At 64.1% G+C, this 17,607-nt stretch carries 13 protein-coding genes; 8 read left to right on the top strand and 5 right to left on the bottom strand.

All coding sequences use genetic code 11. The features are described from left to right. Positions 1–431: 431 nt before the first annotated feature. From acnB to PVZ78_RS07500, 4 genes are all read left to right on the top strand, one after another. Positions 432–3,032 (top strand): bifunctional aconitate hydratase 2/2-methylisocitrate dehydratase, encoded by a 2,601-nt coding sequence (gene acnB / locus PVZ78_RS07515; protein ID WP_009048519.1) that lies wholly within the window; start codon positions 432–434, stop codon positions 3,030–3,032. A 358-nt stretch (positions 3,033–3,390) separates the two neighbouring features. Beyond that, entirely contained in the window at positions 3,391–4,272 is an 882-nt protein-coding gene (locus PVZ78_RS07510; RefSeq protein WP_053268811.1) for an alpha/beta fold hydrolase, read from the top strand. Between the two features lie 340 nt (positions 4,273–4,612). Continuing rightward, positions 4,613–5,338: an autoinducer binding domain-containing protein gene (locus tag PVZ78_RS07505; RefSeq protein WP_016701827.1), complete on the top strand. Its 726-nt coding sequence runs from the start codon at positions 4,613–4,615 to the stop codon at positions 5,336–5,338. Positions 5,339–5,368: 30 nt separating this feature from the next. Then, entirely contained in the window at positions 5,369–6,028 is a 660-nt protein-coding gene (locus tag PVZ78_RS07500) for an acyl-homoserine-lactone synthase (protein ID WP_273828513.1), read from the top strand. Here the strand turns inward: PVZ78_RS07500 and PVZ78_RS07495 are convergent. The 5 genes from PVZ78_RS07495 to PVZ78_RS07475 form a co-directional block, all read right to left on the bottom strand. After that, a complete protein-coding gene (locus PVZ78_RS07495; RefSeq protein ID WP_009048515.1) occupies positions 6,010–7,290 on the bottom strand; it encodes a serine/threonine transporter in 1,281 nt (426 codons plus the stop codon). The two genes, PVZ78_RS07500 and PVZ78_RS07495, sit on opposite strands and share 19 nt — an antisense overlap. Before the next feature lie 329 nt (positions 7,291–7,619). Then, entirely contained in the window at positions 7,620–7,847 is a 228-nt protein-coding gene (locus PVZ78_RS07490) for a formate dehydrogenase subunit delta (RefSeq protein ID WP_023968999.1), read from the bottom strand. Further along, on the bottom strand, positions 7,844–10,720 hold the full coding sequence (fdhF, locus tag PVZ78_RS07485) for a formate dehydrogenase subunit alpha (RefSeq protein ID WP_038579749.1): 2,877 nt from the start codon (positions 10,718–10,720) through the stop codon (positions 7,844–7,846). Before fdhF ends, PVZ78_RS07490 begins: the two co-directional genes overlap by 4 nt. Then, entirely contained in the window at positions 10,717–12,276 is a 1,560-nt protein-coding gene (locus tag PVZ78_RS07480; RefSeq protein ID WP_124313331.1) for a formate dehydrogenase beta subunit, read from the bottom strand. Before PVZ78_RS07480 ends, fdhF begins: the two co-directional genes overlap by 4 nt. Further along, a complete protein-coding gene (locus PVZ78_RS07475; protein ID WP_009048511.1) occupies positions 12,270–12,752 on the bottom strand; it encodes a formate dehydrogenase subunit gamma in 483 nt (160 codons plus the stop codon). The genes PVZ78_RS07480 and PVZ78_RS07475 overlap by 7 nt, the downstream gene beginning before the upstream one ends. A gap of 622 nt (positions 12,753–13,374) precedes the next feature. Here PVZ78_RS07475 and PVZ78_RS07470 point away from each other — a divergent pair. The 4 genes from PVZ78_RS07470 to PVZ78_RS07455 all read left to right on the top strand — a co-directional run bounded on the left by PVZ78_RS07470 (position 13,375) and on the right by PVZ78_RS07455 (position 17,335). Further along, positions 13,375–13,914 carry a cysteine hydrolase family protein gene (locus PVZ78_RS07470; protein WP_273828512.1) on the top strand — a complete coding sequence of 180 codons (540 nt, stop codon included), beginning with the start codon at positions 13,375–13,377 and terminating at the stop codon, positions 13,912–13,914. Between the two features lie 328 nt (positions 13,915–14,242). Next, positions 14,243–15,193 (top strand): 2-hydroxyacid dehydrogenase, encoded by a 951-nt coding sequence (locus PVZ78_RS07465; protein ID WP_124344969.1) that lies wholly within the window; start codon positions 14,243–14,245, stop codon positions 15,191–15,193. A gap of 271 nt (positions 15,194–15,464) precedes the next feature. Continuing rightward, a complete protein-coding gene (locus PVZ78_RS07460; protein WP_273828511.1) occupies positions 15,465–16,532 on the top strand; it encodes a phosphotransferase family protein in 1,068 nt (355 codons plus the stop codon). Positions 16,533–16,567: 35 nt separating this feature from the next. Next, positions 16,568–17,335 carry an SDR family oxidoreductase gene (locus tag PVZ78_RS07455; RefSeq protein ID WP_009048507.1) on the top strand — a complete coding sequence of 256 codons (768 nt, stop codon included), beginning with the start codon at positions 16,568–16,570 and terminating at the stop codon, positions 17,333–17,335. Positions 17,336–17,607: the final 272 nt, after the last annotated feature.

Here is a 17,607-nt window from a genome sequence, read left to right as displayed (position 1 = left end):
AGGCTGCGTTGCAGGATTTGCCAAGGGAACAACCATTGGCGGCATCCCGCGCCTTGCCTCGCGCACGTTGGCCCAGCAACGCGACTCGCCACCAAAGTCCAATAGACCCTGTCTTACCTTTAAATTTTTTTTGCCGTAGAATCAGCCAGCCTTTTTAGGCGCCAATGTCCGTTAGAAGCTGTTTTCAAAGCGTCACGAGCACAGTCGTTCCTTCAGAGCGGTGTTGGCGATGGGTCTTTCCAGCGGGGAAAGCCCAGCGCCAACCCTCATCAGCTCCCGTTCTGCAGGCGTAAAACTTTGAAAGCAGCTTCTGTAAGGAATTGTCGGTAATTCTGGCTAAGCGACCCAAAACGTCACGCAGCGCATGAGTACGGCAATTTCGGGATGAGCGTCCCGGACACCCATTTGGGACCACTGATGAGGGTAATACTGTGCTTGAAGCCTACCGCAAACATATCGAAGAGCGTGCAGCCCTGGGTATCGTTCCCCAGCCGCTAAACGCCGAACAAACTGCAGGCCTGGTCGAGCTGCTGAAGAATCCCCCCGCTGGCGAAGAAGCCTTCCTCGTTGACCTGATCACCAATCGCGTTCCGCCAGGAGTCGACGAAGCCGCCTATGTAAAGGCCGGTTTCCTCTCCGCGCTGGCCAAAGGCGAAGCCAAATCCCCTCTGCTGGACAAGAAGCGCGCCGTTGAACTGCTGGGTACCATGCAGGGCGGCTACAACATCGTGACCCTGGTCGAGCTGCTGGACGACGCCGAGCTGGCGCCGGTCGCGGCCGCACAGCTCAAGCACACCCTGCTGATGTTCGATGCCTTCCACGACGTCGCGGAAAAAGCCAAGAACGGCAACGTTCACGCCCAAGCCGTACTGCAATCCTGGGCCGACGGCGAGTGGTTCAAGAACCGCCCGGTACTGGCCGACAAGATCAGCCTGCGCGTGTTCAAGGTGACTGGCGAAACCAACACCGACGACCTGTCCCCTGCCCCGGACGCCTGGTCCCGTCCTGACATCCCGCTGCACGCCCTGGCCATGCTGAAAATGGCCCGTGACGGCATCGTTCCGGACCAGCAAGGCGCCATCGGCCCGATGAAACAGATCGAGCAGATGCGCAACGACGGCTTCCCGATCGCCTACGTCGGCGACGTGGTCGGTACCGGTTCGTCCCGTAAATCGGCAACCAACTCCGTACTGTGGTTCTTCGGCGACGACGTTCCTTACGTGCCGAACAAGCGCGCGGGCGGCTTCTGCTTCGGCAGCAAGATCGCACCGATCTTCTACAACACCATGGAAGACGCCGGCGCCCTGCCGATCGAATTCGATGTGTCGAAGATGAACATGGGCGACGTGATCGACCTGTACCCGCACGCCGGTAAAGTCACCAAGCACAACAGCGACGAAGTCCTGGCCACCTTCGAAATGAAGACCCCGGTCCTGCTCGACGAAGTCCGTGCCGGCGGTCGTATCCCGCTGATCATCGGCCGTGGCCTTACCGAGAAGGCGCGCACCGAACTGGGCCTGCCACCTTCGGACCTGTTCAAGAAGCCGGAAGCTCCGGCCGAAAGCACCAAGGGCTTCACCCTGGCGCAGAAAATGGTCGGCAAGGCGTGCGGCGTCAAAGGCGTGCGTCCAGGCACCTACTGCGAACCGAAGATGACCACCGTCGGCTCCCAGGACACCACTGGCCCGATGACCCGTGACGAACTGAAGGACCTGGCTTGCCTGGGCTTCTCCACCGACCTGGTGATGCAGTCGTTCTGCCACACCGCGGCTTATCCGAAGCCGATCGACGTCACCACCCACCACACCCTGCCTGACTTCATCATGACCCGTGGCGGCGTGTCCCTGCGTCCGGGCGACGGCATCATCCACAGCTGGCTGAACCGCATGCTGCTGCCGGACACCGTCGGCACCGGTGGCGACTCCCACACCCGTTTCCCGATCGGCATCTCGTTCCCGGCCGGTTCCGGCCTGGTGGCCTTCGCCGCCGCCACTGGCGTCATGCCGCTGGACATGCCGGAATCGATCCTGGTCCGCTTCAAGGGCAAGCTGCAGCCTGGCGTCACCCTGCGTGACCTGGTCCACGCCATCCCTTACTACGCGATCCAGAAAGGCCTGCTGACCGTCGAGAAGAAAGGCAAGAAGAACGCCTTCTCCGGCCGCATCCTGGAGATCGAAGGTCTGGAAACCCTGACCGTCGAGCAAGCCTTCGAACTGTCCGACGCCTCGGCCGAACGTTCGGCTGCCGGTTGCACCATCAAGCTGTCCAAAGAGTCGATCGCCGAATACCTGCAGTCGAACATCACCCTGCTGCGCTGGATGATCGGCGAAGGCTACGGCGATGCCCGTACCCTGGAGCGTCGCGCTCAAGCCATGGAAGCCTGGCTGGCCAACCCTGAGCTGCTGGAAGCCGACAAGGACGCCGAATACGCCGAAGTCATCGAGATCGACCTGGCCGACGTCAAGGAGCCTGTGCTCTGCGCGCCGAACGACCCGGACGACGCTCGCCTGCTCTCCAGCGTGGCTGGCGAGAAGATCGACGAAGTGTTCATCGGTTCCTGCATGACCAACATCGGTCACTTCCGCGCTGCCGGCAAACTTCTGGATCAGGTCAAGGGCCAGCTGCCAACCCGCCTGTGGCTGTCGCCGCCGACCAAGATGGACGCTCACCAGCTGACCGAGGAAGGCTACTACGGCATCTACGGCAAGGCTGGCGCGCGCATGGAAATGCCGGGCTGCTCGCTGTGCATGGGTAACCAGGCACGTGTAGAGCCGAACTCCACCGTGGTTTCGACTTCGACCCGTAACTTCCCGAACCGTCTGGGTGACGGCGCGAACGTCTACCTGGCTTCGGCCGAGCTGGCGTCCGTTGCGTCCATCCTGGGTCGCCTGCCGACCGTCGAGGAATACATGGAATACGCCGGCAAGATCGACAGCATGGCAGCGGACGTGTACCGCTACCTGAGCTTCGACCAGATCGCCGAGTTCCGTGAGGCTGCTGCGAACGCCAAGATTCCGGTGGTTCAAGCCTAAGGCTGCAAGGCAATGAAGAACGCCGCGTATCCCACGACGATACGCGGCGTTTTTTTTATCCCGGCGATCGCCTCGCTAGTCGCTCTGGCAGCAGAACGCCAGGCGTCTTTGCCTACCAGATCTGGTAGTTGTTAGCCCTCCCCGCCCTTGCTAAAAATCACGCCACTGCCAACGGCACCCGACGCTCGCCCGAACGTCGAACGCTGCCCGCTTGCCACGGCCTTGGGATGACAGCTGTCAACCCGCGCCGATCGCTCAAAGCGCTCACACGACTATAAAAACATCCCGCGCACGACAGCTGGATCTCAGCTGCCGCGGACTCTTTCGCCCCGTCAAAAGCAACAAATGGAGGTGTGCTATGTGGCGTAACCATTGTGTGATCGAGAAAGCGTTCAACGACTACTGTGTGCATGTCGAACAATTGGGCAACGACCCGCAGCGCAAGACGGTGTTGCTGGTCAACGGCGCCATGGCCACCACCACCGCCTTCGCCCGCACCAGCCGCTGCCTGGCCGAGCATTTCAATGTGGTGATGTTCGACCTGCCATTCTCCGGCAACTCGCGGCCACATAACCCGGACCAGCGCCTGGTGACCAAGGACGACGAAGTGGCGATCCTGCTGGCGCTGATCGAGCGTTTCAAGGTCAACCATGTGGTGTCCACCTCCTGGGGCGGCCTGTCGACCCTGCTGGCCCTGACCCACAACCCGGGCACCGTGGAAAGCTCGGTGGTGATGTCCTTCACCCCCCTCCTCAACCCGCCGATGCTCGATTACATAAGCGGCGCCCAGGCCTTGCTGGAACGGCAGGACAGCGGCGGGATCGGCCACCTGCTCAACGACACCCTGGGCAAGCACCTGCCACCGCGCCTGAAGGCCGCCAACCAGCTGCACATGGCCACCCTGGTGGACGCCGAGCGGCACCAGGTGCGCTTTCATATCGAACAGGCGCTCAGGCTCAACCAGGGCACCTTCGTCCAGCGCCTGGCAGCGATCGACAGCCATGTGCACTTCATCAATGGCGCGTGGGACGAATACACCCCGGCGCAGGACGCCCGGCAGTTCCGCCGTTATGTGCGCGATTGCAGCTTTGCGGTGGTCGAGGGCAGCGGGCACTTTCTCGACCTGGAATCGAGAACCGCCGCCGACGGCGTACATCGCGCCCTGCTCGCCCAGTTGCTGCCGAGCGCCCGCGAGCCGGCCACCGCTGTGGAACCCATCACCCGCCTGCGCTCTGCCTGAAACTGCCCCATCCCCCTGGCCGGAGACAGCCAGAACACTCAAGGAAAAGAGTTATGTGCATGATCGCCAGCGGTTTTGCCGGGGACGTCTTTTGCCCTTATCGGCCTGGCCAGCGCCTTTACGGCACGCGGCCACAGCGCGACATATTGACGCAGGCCAGCCTTGGCCATGAGCCCCCTTGCAGAGTGCCACCGTCCGAATTGCCGGCCCCGCGCCCGGGCGGCCCGATGAAGGACGCCGGATCAGGGCAGTTGCGGGGTTTTCTATGAACTTCATGAATATTGACAGCGTATTGCCCTGGACTAGATTCCCTGACGTGCAAGGAATCAAGGCAAACGCCATGGAGAAACGACAGGATTTCATGCACTGGTGGAACGACCTGCGCATGGAGATGCTCAAGCAACAGGAGAGCGCACAGGTATTCGCGCTGCTGGAACGGGAAGTCCGGTCCCTGGGGTTTGATTTCTACGCTTACGGAGTCAGGCATTCGATCCCCTTCACCCGCCCGAAAATCGATATCTATGGCTCCTATCCGCAAGCCTGGATAGAGCGTTACCAGCAACAGAACTACGCCGCGATCGACCCGACGATCCTCAACGGCCTGCGCTCCACGGAAATGGTGGTCTGGAGCGACGCCTTGTTCGGCAAAGGCTCGGTACTGTGGGGCGAGGCCCGGGAATGGGGTTTGCGGGTGGGCGCCACCTTGCCCATCCACACGCCCGACAGCGCCCTGAGCGTGTTGTCGGTGGCCCGCGAATGCACGGCGATCAGCGCCGTGGAACTGGGCGAAATCCGCCTGCGCCTGCGCTGCATCATCGAACTGGCGACCACGCGCCTCGGCGAACTCGGGCACCCCAGCAGCCAGGTCGAACAGCTGGAGCTGAGCGCGCGCGAGCGGGAAATCCTGCAATGGACGGCCGACGGCAAGAGTTCCGGGGAGATTGCCCTGATCCTGGGCATCTCGGTGAATACCGTGAACTTCCACCTCAAGGTCATCCAGAAGAAATTCGGCGCAGCCAACAAGACCCTGGCCGCCGCCTATGCCGCCGTCCTGGGGCTGATCTGATGCTTCATTCGACGATAAGGATATCGACCCATGATCACTGTGGTTTCACGGCATGAAAGCCAGCTTTCACCGACACTGCGCGACGACCTCGGCCGCTATCGCCATGCGGTCTTCATCAAGCAATTGGGTTGGCGACTACCCGCCTGCACCCGCGAGTGCGGGCACGAGGTCGATCAGTTCGACCATGCCGACACCCGCTACACCCTGGCGCTGGACAGCGAGGAAAAGATCCACGGCTGCGCCCGCTTGCTGCCGACCACCCAGCCCTATCTGCTGGCGGACGTGTTCGGTTTTCTCTGCGACCGGCCCTTGCCGCGGCAGCACGACACCTGGGAAATCTCGCGTTTCGCCGCCTCGGCCCTGGAAAACGGCAAGCTGCCGATGCGGGTGTTCTGGCACACCCTGCACACCGCCTGGACCCTGGGCGCGAACTCGGTGGTGGCGGTCACCACGCCGGCGCTGGAGCGTTACTTCCTGCGCCATGGCGTGGTGCTGAGCCGGCTCGGCCAGCCGCAACGGGTCAACCGCGACCACTTGCTGGCCCTGGACTTTGCGGCCTACCAGAAAAACGGCCGCGCCGCGCTTTACACGCAGTCAGCGGCCCTGGCTTCGCTGAATCAGGCATTTCTGCGCGGCAACCCACCGCCAACGCGCGGTGGGCCGCCGGCGGGTCAGGCGCTCAGGGAGTAGACCAGCGCGGTGATTGCCACCAGGCCGACCAGGGTGACGAACACGTTGGAGGCCTGGCCGCGGTAGCGGGCCATGGCCGGCACCTTGCGGATGGCGTACATCGGCATCAGGAACAGGATGGCCGCGATGATCGGGCCGCCCAGGGTCTCGATCATCCCGAGGATGCTCGGGTTGAGCGTGGCGACTATCCAGCACACCACCAGCATGAAGGCCGCGGTCATGCGGTCCAGGGCCTTGGCGCCCGGGCGGCGGCCGCTTTTCACGATCAGCCCCTTGAGGCCTTCGCTGGCGCCGATGTAATGGCCCAGGAACGACTTGGCGATGGCCACGAACGCGATCAGCGGCGCGGCGAAAGCGATGGTCGGGTTGCTGAAGTGGTTGGCCAGGTACGACAGGATCGACAGGTTCTGCGCCTTGGCTTCGGCCAGTTGGGCCGGCGACAGGGTCAGCACGCAACTGAAGACGAAGAATAGCACCATCGCCACCATCAGCAGGTGCGCGCGGGAGAGGATCTGCGAGCTGCGCTCTTCGGCGTGTGCGCCATAACGACGCTTCTGGTCCACGGCAAAGGCCGAGATGATCGGCGAATGGTTGAACGAGAACACCATGACCGGGATCGCCAGCCACAGGGTGTGCAGGAACGCCGAAGGTTCAGGCAGGGTGCTGGCGGTGCTGAGGATGCCGCCGTTCCAGTGCGGAACCAGGAACACCGCGAGGAACAGCAAGGCGACGATGAACGGGTAGACCATCAGGCTCATGGCCTTGACGATCACCTGCTCGCCGCAGCGCACCACGGCCAGCAGGCCGAGGATCAGCACCAGCGACAGCACGGCGCGCGGCGGCGGCATGATGTGCAGCTGGTGCTCCATGAAACTGCCCACGGTGTTGGTCAGGGCCACGCTGTAGATCAGCAGGATCGGGAAGATGGCGAAGAAGTACAGCAAGGTGATCAGGGCGCCGGCCTTGATCCCGAAATGCTCTTCCACCACTTCGGTGATGTCCGCGCCGTCACGCCCGGAGAGCACGAAGCGGGTCAGGCCACGGTGGGCGAAGAAGGTCATCGGGAACGCCAGCAGCGCCAGGATCAGCAGCGGCCAGAAGCCGCCCAGGCCGGCGTTGATCGGTAAGAACAGGGTCCCTGCGCCGATGGCGGTGCCGAACAGGCCCAGCATCCAGGTAGTGTCTTGGCGATTCCAGCTCGCGAGGGTCGCTGGGGCTGCCGCTTCAAAGCGTTGATCAACGCTGTTGGCCTGATCATTCATCCGGTGGGATCTCCACATTCCGGTCATTTGCCACTCGGCCAGGACGCGTCGGAATACCCGACAGACAGAGCCCTCGCCGAAACAGGGGCGCGATTGTCCGGGATTACTCGGCAGAAGCAAAGACTTAGCTGAGGAACGGTTTGCCGGTGCAGATGTCTGGAGCGCGGTTTTGCGGGGTCAGGCGCAGCCTTTCATTGATCGGCGGCAAGCGCTGGATTCAGGTCCAGGCCTGGCCTTCGTACTGAACGCAGAAGCCAGGGCAAGGCCCTGGCTTCTGGTTGGTTGCAACAAGGCGGTCCGGTTCAAGGTTTGCCCGCCATAGGCAGACGCTAGGTCTGCCCTTGCGTTTCCTCTTCCTTCAACGCCGCCTGCACCAGGGGGTGCAGCGCCGCGCCGGGGTGTGTCACCTCCCAGGCGGCCAACTCTCTGCGCATGGCCGGCGTCCAGAAGCTTTTCAGGTGCTGGCGCACGCTGCGCACTGCCTGGGCCTTGTCCGGTTCGCTGGCGAAGAACTGGGCAATCTGGTTGGCCATCTTGATCAGGCTTTCGCTGCTCATCGGCGTACCTCGGCTTTCTCGGCATGACGACGTTCCCGCAGCAGGCGCCCCTGTTCATCGCTGAACGCCTGATAACGCTTCTGCCATTCGGAAGGCTGGTTGACCCGCACCACCTCCACCGCCGTCACCTTGTATTCCGGGCAGTTGGTGGCCCAGTCGGAGTTGTCGGTGGTGATCACGTTGGCGCCCGATTCCGGGAAGTGGAAGGTGGTGTAGACCACCCCCGGCGCCACCCGCTCGCTGACCTTGGCGCGCAGCACCGTCTGCCCGGCGCGGCTGCCGATGCCGACCCAGTCGCCATCGACGATGCCGCGGTTCTCGGCGTCGGTCGGGTGGATTTCCAGGCGGTCCTCCTCGTGCCAGGCCACGTTGTCGGTGCGCCGGGTCTGGGCGCCGACGTTGTACTGGCTGAGGATGCGCCCGGTGGTCAGCAGCAACGGGTAGCGACTGTTGACCTTCTCCTCGGTGGGCACGTAGCCGGTGAGCATGAAGCGGCCCTTGCCGCGCACGAACTCATCGATGTGCATGGTCGGCGTGCCGTCCGGCGCGGCATCGTTGCACGGCCATTGCAGGCTGCCGTGACGGTCCAGCTCGGCGTAGCTGACACGGTGGAAAGTCGGGGTCAGGCGTGCGATCTCATCCATGATCTCCGATGGATGGCTGTACTGCATCTTGTAGCCCAGGGCGTCGGCCAGGGCGATGGTGGCCTCCCAGTCGGCCTTGCCGGCCAGCGGTTCCATGACCTTGCGCACCCGCGAGATGCGGCGCTCGGCGTTGGTGAAGGTGCCGTCCTTCTCGAGGAAGGAGCTGCCCGGCAGGAACACATGGGCGAACTTGGCCGTCTCGTTGAGGAAGATGTCCTGCACCACCACGCACTCCATGGCCGTCAGGGCGGCGGTCACGTGCTGGGTGTTGGGGTCGCTCTGGGCGATGTCCTCGCCCTGGCAGTAGAGCGCCTTGAAGGTGCCGTCCAGGGCCGCCTCGAACATGTTGGGGATGCGCAGGCCCGGGTCGGGTTGCAGGGTCACGTTCCAGGCCTGTTCGAACTCGGCGCGCACCGCCTCGTTGGAAATATGCCGATAGCCAGGCAGCTCATGGGGGAAGGAACCCATGTCGCAGGAGCCCTGGACGTTGTTCTGCCCGCGCAGCGGGTTGACCCCGACACCCTCGCGGCCGATGTTGCCGGTGACCATCGCCAGGTTGGCGATGCCCATCACCGAGGTGCTGCCCTGGCTGTGCTCGGTGACGCCCAGGCCGTAGTAGATGGCCGCGTTGCCACCGGTGGCGTACAGCCGCGCGGCCTCGCGGATCTGTTTGGCCGGCACCCCGCAAATCGGCCCCAGGACCTCGGGGGAATTCTCCGCCAGGCTGACGAAATCGCGCCAGCGGGCGAAGTCCGCCGCTTCGCAGCGCTGATCGACGAAAGGCTGGTTGACCAGGCCCTCGGTGACGATCACATGGGCCAATGCATTGAGCATGGCCACGTTGGTGCCCGGACGCAGCTGCAAATGCAGGTCGGCACGGGCATGGGGCGAATCCACCAGGTCGATGCGCCGCGGGTCGATGACGATCAGCCGCGCGCCCTGGCGCAGGCGGCGCTTGAGCTGGGAGCCGAATACCGGGTGCGCGTCGGTAGGGTTGGCGCCCATCACCAGGATGACGTCGGCCTGCATCACCGAGTCGAAACTCTGGGTGCCGGCGGACTCGCCCAGCGTCTGCTTGAGGCCGTAGCCGGTGGGCGAATGGCAGACCCGGGCGCAGGTGTCGACGTTGTTGTTGCCGAAGGCGGTGCGCACCAGCTTCTGCACCAGGTACGTCTCTTCGTTGGTGCAACGGCTGGAGGTGATGCCGCCGATGGAGTCGCGTCCGTATTTCAGCTGGATGCGGCGCAACTCGCTGGCCGCGTAGGTGACCGCCTCTTCCCAGCTGACCTCTTGCCACGGATCGCTGATGTGCTTGCGGATCATCGGCTTGGTGATGCGGTCCGGGTGGGTGGCGTAGCCCCAGGCAAAGCGCCCTTTGACGCAGGAATGGCCGTGGTTGGCCTGGCCGTTCTTGTCCGGGACCATGCGCACCAGTTGCTCGCCTTTCATTTCGGCGCGGAAGGAGCAGCCCACGCCGCAGTAGGCGCAGGTGGTGATGACGCTGCGCTCGGGCTGGCCGATTTCCACCACGCTCTTTTCCATCAGGGTCGCGGTCGGGCAGGCCTGCACGCAGGCGCCGCAGGACACGCACTCGGAGTCGAGGAAGTTGTCGCCGCCGGCCGCCGCCACCCGCGAATCGAAGCCGCGCCCGCTGATCGTCAGGGCGAAGGTGCCCTGGGTTTCCTCGCAGGCGCGCACGCAACGGTTGCAGACGATGCACTTGCTCGGGTCGTAGTCGAAATAGGGGTTGGAGACGTCCTTCTGTTCGTCCAGGTGGTTGGCGCCCTCGTAGCCGTAGCGCACTTCCCGCAGGCCCACCTGCCCCGCCACCGTCTGCAACTCGCAGTTGCCGTTGGCCGAGCACGTCAGGCAGTCCAGCGGGTGGTCGGAGATGTACAGCTCCATCACGTTGCGCCGCAGGCTGGCGAGTTTGGAGGTCTGGGTGTGGACGACCATGCCCTCGGTCACCGGCGTGGTGCAGGAGGCCGGATAGCCGCGCATGCCCTCGATCTCCACCAGGCACATGCGGCAGGAGCCGAAGGCTTCCAGGCTGTCGGTGGCGCAGAGTTTGGGGATGGTGGTGCCGAGCAGTGCCGCGGCGCGCATCACCGAAGTGCCGGAAGCCACGCTGATCTCGCGGCCGTCGATGGTCAGGCTGACCTGCACCGCGCTTTCGCGGGCCGGGGTGCCGAGGTCGATATCGCTGGTTGGGTCGAAGATATTGATCATTGGTCGGCCTCCGTGGTCGCCAGACCGAAGTCGGCGGGAAAGTGCTTGAGGGCGCTGGCGACAGGGTAGGAAGTCATCCCGCCCAGGGCACAGAGCGAGCCGTATTGCAGGGTGTCGCAGAGGTCTTGCAGCAGCAGCGCCTGTTCCTCGCGGGCCGCGGCGTCGGTGCTGGCGATCAAGCGGTCCACCACCTCCACCCCGCGGGTCGAGCCGATCCGGCACGGCGTGCACTTGCCGCAGGATTCCTCGGCGCAGAACTGCAAGGCGAAACGGGCCATCTGGGCCATGTCCAGGCTGTCGTCGGCGACCACTACGCCACCGTGGCCGAGCATCGCGCCCATGGCGGTGAACGCCTCATAGTCCAGCGGTGTATCGAACTGCGCGGGGGGCACCCAGGCCCCCAGCGGCCCACCCACTTGCGCCGCCTTCAATGGCCGGCCGCTGGCGGTACCGCCGCCATAACCTTCCACCAGCTCGCGCAGGCTCAGGCCGAAGGCGCGTTCGACCAGGCCCGCCTGGCGGACGTTGCCGGCCAGTTGGAACGGCATGGTGCCCAGGGAACGTCCCATGCCGAAGTCGCGATAGAACTGCGCGCCCTTCTCCAGGATGATCGGGACCGAGGCCAGGGTCAGCACGTTGTGCACCAGCGTTGGCAAGCCGAACAGGCCTTGCAGGGCCGGCAGCGGCGGTTTGGCGCGAACCGTGCCGCGCTTGCCTTCGAGGGACTCCAGCAGCGCCGTTTCCTCACCGCAGATGTAGGCGCCGGCCCCCACCCGCACGTCCAGCTCGAAGGGGCGGCCACTACCGCCCACGTTCGCCCCCAGGTAACCGGCCTCGCGGGCGATGCGCAGGGCCTCGTTCAGGGTGCCGATGGCGTCCGGGTATTCCGAGCGCACGTAGATATAGCCCTGGCTGGCGCCCACGGCGATGCCGGCGATGATCATGCCTTCGATCAGCAGGAAGGGGTCGCCCTCCATCAACATGCGGTCGGCGAAGGTGCCGGAGTCGCCTTCATCGGCGTTACAGACCACATATTTCTGGGCACCCACGGCTTCGCGCACGGTGCGCCACTTGATACCCGCCGGAAAGGCCGCGCCACCCCGGCCGCGCAGGCCGGAGTCGAGTACGCTGGCGACCACCTCAGCGCCCGCCATCTGGATGGCCCGGGCCAGGCCGCGGAAACCGCCCTGGGCGCGGTAATCGTCCAGGGACAGCGGCTGGGTGATGCCGGCCCGAGCGAACAGCAGGCGCTGCTGGCTCTTCAGATAGGGGATCTCTTCCACCGGCCCCAGGGCCAAGGGATGGCTGACAGGATCTGCCGCCAGGGCGTCGAGCAGGCTCGGTACGTCCTCCGCGGTCAGGGGGCCGAAACCCAGGCGGCCGTCGGCGCTGTCCACTTCCAGCAGCGGCTCCAGCCAATAGAGGCCACGGGAGCTGGTGCGGCACAGCTCCAAGGGCAGTTGTCGACGTTCGGCCTCACGCACCAGCGCCACGGCCACCTTGTCCGCGCCCACGGCACGGGCCACCGAATCACGGGGGATATAGAGCTTCAGCATGCGCCATCCTCCAGGCAGCCACTGACCAGCTGGCGCAGGCGCTCGGGGGTGATCCGGGCGTGCAGCTCGCCGTCCAGTTCCAGGGCCGGCGAACAGGCGCAGGCCCCCAGGCAATAGACGGGACGCAGGTTGATACTGCCGTCGGCGGTGGTGCCATGGTCGTCCAGCAACAGTTGTTCGCGCAGCTGCGCAGCCAGGTGTTCGGCGCCCCGGCTCTGGCAGGACTCGGCCCGGCACAGGCGCAGGGTATGGCGCGCGGGCGGTGTGGTACGGAAATCGTGGTAGAAGCTGATCACGCCGTGCACTTCAGCCAGGCTGAGGTTGAGGGCATGGGCGATCTCGGGGATGGCGGTGTCGGGGATGTACCCACAACCGTCCTGGATGGCGTGGAGAATGGGCAGCAAGGCACCGGGAGTGTCCTTTTCGCGCTCCAATACGCTGTGAATCAAAGGCAGGTGAAGCGTGTCATCAGACATAAACGTACCTCGGCATCTCGAACGCCACCGCCGCATAGCGGCAGCCGTCCGGAGTCTTCGGCTGCAGCGCCCGACCACGTCACGGAGGCGTGGATCCTCGGTCGCCATTCTTGCTCTCCGGCCAAGTGTCTTGGCGCACCGGGTCCGGGGCATCCTGGAAGCTTGCCCATCACCATAGCCCGGCGATTGCACCCAGGCGACCCATCGTGTCCTGAAAGCGACCTGCTGGTCAGGAGCACTGACCCGCATCCGCTCAAGACACTCAAGCAAGCTCAGCGTAGCCCACGGAGCCCTTCGATTACCCGCCCGCCCGGCTCGCTGATGCAGCGCTGCAAAACGCGACAACAAGCTTTCGGCGCCTTCGCCCGACGGCTGAAAACCGCCAATGTCCGGACACTCAAACCAGCATCCCCTCGGATTGACAGTGCGCGAACCCTGGCCCCATGATCGGCGCCATGAATCCTTTCCCGCGCCGCCTCACCCGCACTACCACCACGACCGCTTCCGGCGGGTCGTGTGGTCGCTGCATGAGCTGACAACAGCGCAGTCGAACCCAAGGCCCCGCCAGCAATGGACGGGGCCTTTTGTTTCTCCGTCCAGCTGGCTCACAAGGAGAAACACCATGCCGTCACCCCAGGCCCAGCGCCCCGCCCTGCTGATCGTCGACATGCAGGTCGGCCTGTTTCACGGGCCAGAGCAGCCCTTCAAGGGGCAGCGCGTGCTCGACAACATCAACCAGTTGATCCACCGCGCCCGGCAGGCCGGCGCGCCGGTGATCGCCGTGCGCCATACCGGCCCGCAAGGTTCGCCCATCGCCGCCGGCAGCGCGCCGTGGCAACTGCTGCCGCAATTGCAGCTCGAAGCCAGCGACCTGCGGCTGGACAAAACCCGCCCCAATTGTTTTGTCGGCACCGGGCTGGCCGAACAGCTGCGGGCCGAGCAGATCGATGAACTGGTGATCGTCGGCATGAAAACCCAGTACTGCATCGACGCCACCTGCCGCGCCGCCCTGGACCTAGGGTTCGCCGCCGTGCTGGTGGAGGATGCCCACACCTGCATGGACACCCCGGCGCTGTCGGCCCGGGCGATCATCGAGCACCACAACGCGACCCTGGACGGCGCCTTTGTCCGGCGAGTGAAAACTGCTGATATTCGCTTCTGAGCATTCACCCTGAAGGAGTGGTGCCCTCCAGTCCGTTATCGCGGGCAAGCCTCGCTCCTACAGAAGCCATGTCAGGCGCGAGACCGTGATCGCCGCTGCTTCTGTAGGAGCCAAGCTTGCTGGCGATAAGGCACTCGAGAGCGGCGACATTCTCCAGGCCGCAGACGCGGGAAAAACCCGCGACGGCACCTTGCCAAAGCGCCCTGTAATCCGCAATCTTGAGCCTTTGAGTGGTTTATCACGGTACAGCAGCTCCAGGAGCTGTACGCCGGTTGTCGTCGATGTGCCGTACGCCGTCCGTCCCTCTTCAGTCCTTCAGGAGACACGCATGCCCGCCACCGTTCTGGTCCTCGTCGAAACCATCAATGACTACCTGTGGATCCTGGAAAACCAGGGCTTCCACCTGATCCTCGCGCCGACGCCCAGCGAACGGGCGGCCGCCATCAAGGCCCATGCCGGGCAGATCAACGCCGTGCTCACCCGTGGCCCGCTGGGCCTGACCGCCGAAGAAATCGCCGCCCTGCCGCACCTGGAAATCATCTGTGTGATCGGCGCTGGCTACGAGCAGGTCGACCTGCAAGCGGCGAGCAACCACGGGATCGCGGTGAGCAACGGCGCCGGGGTCAACGCCTCGTCGGTGGCCGACCACGCCATGGCCCTGCTGCTGTCCCTGGTGCGTGACATTCCCCGCGCCGATGCCGCCGTGCGACGCGGCGAATGGCCGAAAGTCATGCGCCCTTCCCTGGCCGGCAAGCGCCTGGGTGTCCTCGGCCTTGGCGCCGTCGGCCTGGCCATCGCCAAGCGCTGCGCCAATGGCTTCGACATGAGCGTCAGCTACCACAACCGGCAGATCCGCAGCGACGTGCCCTACAGTTTCTGCCCGACCCCGACCGAACTGGCGCGGCATTCGGACTTCCTGATAGTCGCCACGCCCGGCGGCCTGGGCACTCGCCAGCTGATCGACAAAGCCGTGCTGCAGGCCCTGGGCCCGGAGGGGTTCCTGGTGAACATCGCCCGCGCCAGCGTGGTCAATACCGCCGACCTGCTGCAGGCCCTGGAGCAACGCAGCATCGCCGGCGCGGCCCTGGACGTGTTCGACGACGAGCCGCGGGTGCCGGATGCCTTGAAGACCCTGAACAATGTGGTGCTGACGCCGCACGTCGCCGGGCTGTCGCCGGAAGCGACCCAGGCCACGGTGGAGCTGGTGGGTAAGAACCTCGTCGCCCATTTCAGCGGCCAGCCGCTGTTGACGCCTATCGCCCTGCCTGCGCCGAACTGAACCAGGCGCTACGAAAAACGCCCGCCGCGCTGTGCAGGTCTTGCCGCAGCGCAGCAACCGGCTGTCGATGCGCGAGCCCGGTCGGAATGCTCATTCAGGCCCCGCGATCTGGACTAGAGTGAAGCCGGGCACATTCAAACGCTTGTATCAAAAGCAATGATTGTCCGGCAACACGCTCACCTATAAAGCCCTTCGGCGATTGTGGCGCTCAGGTGGGCGCATTAGATTAGTCAATAATCTCTGGCCTCCAGAATAAGCAGAAGGGATAAGCATGGCGCTTACTGACCAGTCCACCCGTACTCGCTCCGGCGAGGAACTCGATGCCAACCTGATCGATCCGTACCTCAAGGCACATATTCCGGGCCTGACCGGCACCCCGCAGATCAGCCAGTTTCCGGGCGGCGCTTCGAACCTGACCTACCTGCTGGAATACCCGGAGCAGGAATTCGTCCTGCGCCGCCCGCCCTTTGGCCACAAGGCCAAGTCGGCCCACGACATGGGCCGCGAATACCGCATCCTCAACCAGCTCAAGGACGGCTTTCCGTATTGCCCGAAAGCCTATGTGCACTGCACCGACGAATCGGTGATCGGCGCCGAGTTCTATGTGATGGAGCGGGTCAAGGGCATCATCCTGCGCTCCGACCTGCCGCCGGAGCTGGGTTTCGACGCGGCCAGGACCGAAACCCTGTGCAAGAGCTTCATCGACAAGTTCGTCGATCTGCACCGCGTCGACTACAAGGCCTGCGGCCTGAGCGACCTGGGCAAGCCCGAAGGTTATGTGCAACGCCAGATCAAGGGCTGGAGCGACCGCTACGAGAAAGCCCTGACCCCCGACGCGCCCAAGTGGGAAGCGGTCAAGGCCTGGCTCAACGACAAGATGCCGGCCGATCACCCGACCTCCAGCATCGTGCACAACGACTACCGCTTCGACAACGTGATCCTCGACCCGGCCAACCCGATGCAGATCATCGGCGTGCTGGACTGGGAGCTGACCACCCTGGGCGACCCGCTGATGGACCTGGGCAACACCCTGGCCTACTGGATCGAAGCCAGCGACCCGGCGCCGGTGCAACTGATGCGCCGCCAGCCGAGCAACGCCCCGGGCATGCTGACCCGCCAGCAGTTCGTCGACTATTACGCCGAGCGCGCCGGCATCCAGATCGGCAATTTCGACTTCTACTACACCTACGGCCTGTTCCGCCTGGCCGGCATCGTGCAGCAGATCTACTACCGCTTCTTCCATGGCCAGACCCAGGACAAACGCTTCGCGCAGTTCATCCACATGAACAAGCTGCTGGAGCAGATGAGCCTGCAGGTCATCCAAAAATCCAGCCTCTGATCGTCCCGGCGCCAGGCACACAATAAGGAAAAACCATGTCCAAGACTCAGTTGTTCGACCTCGACGGCAAGATCGCTTTCGTCTCCGGCGCCAGCCGCGGCATCGGTGAAGCCATCGCCAAGCTGCTGGCCCAGCAAGGCGCCCATGTGATCGTCTCGAGCCGCAAGCTCGAAGGCTGCCAGCATGTGGCCGACGCCATCATCGCCGCCGGCGGCAAGGCCACCGCCATCGCCTGCCATATCGGCGAGATGGAGCAGATCAGCCAGGTGTTCGCCGGCATCCGCGAACAGTTCGGGCGCCTGGACATCCTGGTCAACAACGCCGCCACCAACCCGCAGTTCTGCAACGTGCTGGACACCGACCTCGGCGCCTTCCAGAAGACCGTCGACGTCAACATCCGCGGCTACTTCTTCATGTCGGTGGAAGCCGGCAAGCTGATGCGCGACAACGGCGGCGGCAGCATCATCAACGTGGCCTCGATCAACGGCGTGTCCCCCGGCATCTTCCAGGGCATCTACTCGGTGACCAAGGCGGCGGTGATCAACATGACCAAGGTCTTCGCCAAGGAATGCGCGCAGTTCGGCATCCGCTGCAATGCCCTGCTGCCGGGCCTGACCGACACCAAGTTCGCCTCGGCGCTGGTGAAGAACGACGCCATCCTCAAGACCGCCCTGGCGCAGATCCCCCTCAAGCGCGTGGCCGACCCGAGCGAAATGGCCGGCGCCGTGCTCTACCTGGCCAGCGACGCCTCGAGCTACACCACGGGCGTATCGCTGAACGTGGACGGCGGTTTCCTGTCCTGAGCGATCCTCGCCGTACAACAAAGGCAGCCTGCGGGCTGCCTTTTTAGTGCCCGGCACCCACACCTCGCCCCAACCTTTCTCAAACAGAAAACCAAACCTGTCACAGTTCTGGTATCAAGTTCGTAGCACTCTATAAATATTTTGTTACAAGCTCATTTGTCATGCTATAACCCTCTCGCAGTTAGTTTTCTGCAACACCACTCATGTGAAGAACCATTGTTTGAAAACAGCGGAGGCCGATGTGCGCCTTAAAGAAAAACAACTTGAGGATC

The organism is Pseudomonas sp. SBT1-2 (assembly GCF_028640875.1).
In the GTDB taxonomy this organism is placed as follows: Bacteria; Pseudomonadota; Gammaproteobacteria; order Pseudomonadales; family Pseudomonadaceae; genus Aquipseudomonas; species Aquipseudomonas chlororaphis_I.
This window is presented reverse-complemented; position numbering and strand designations above follow the sequence as displayed.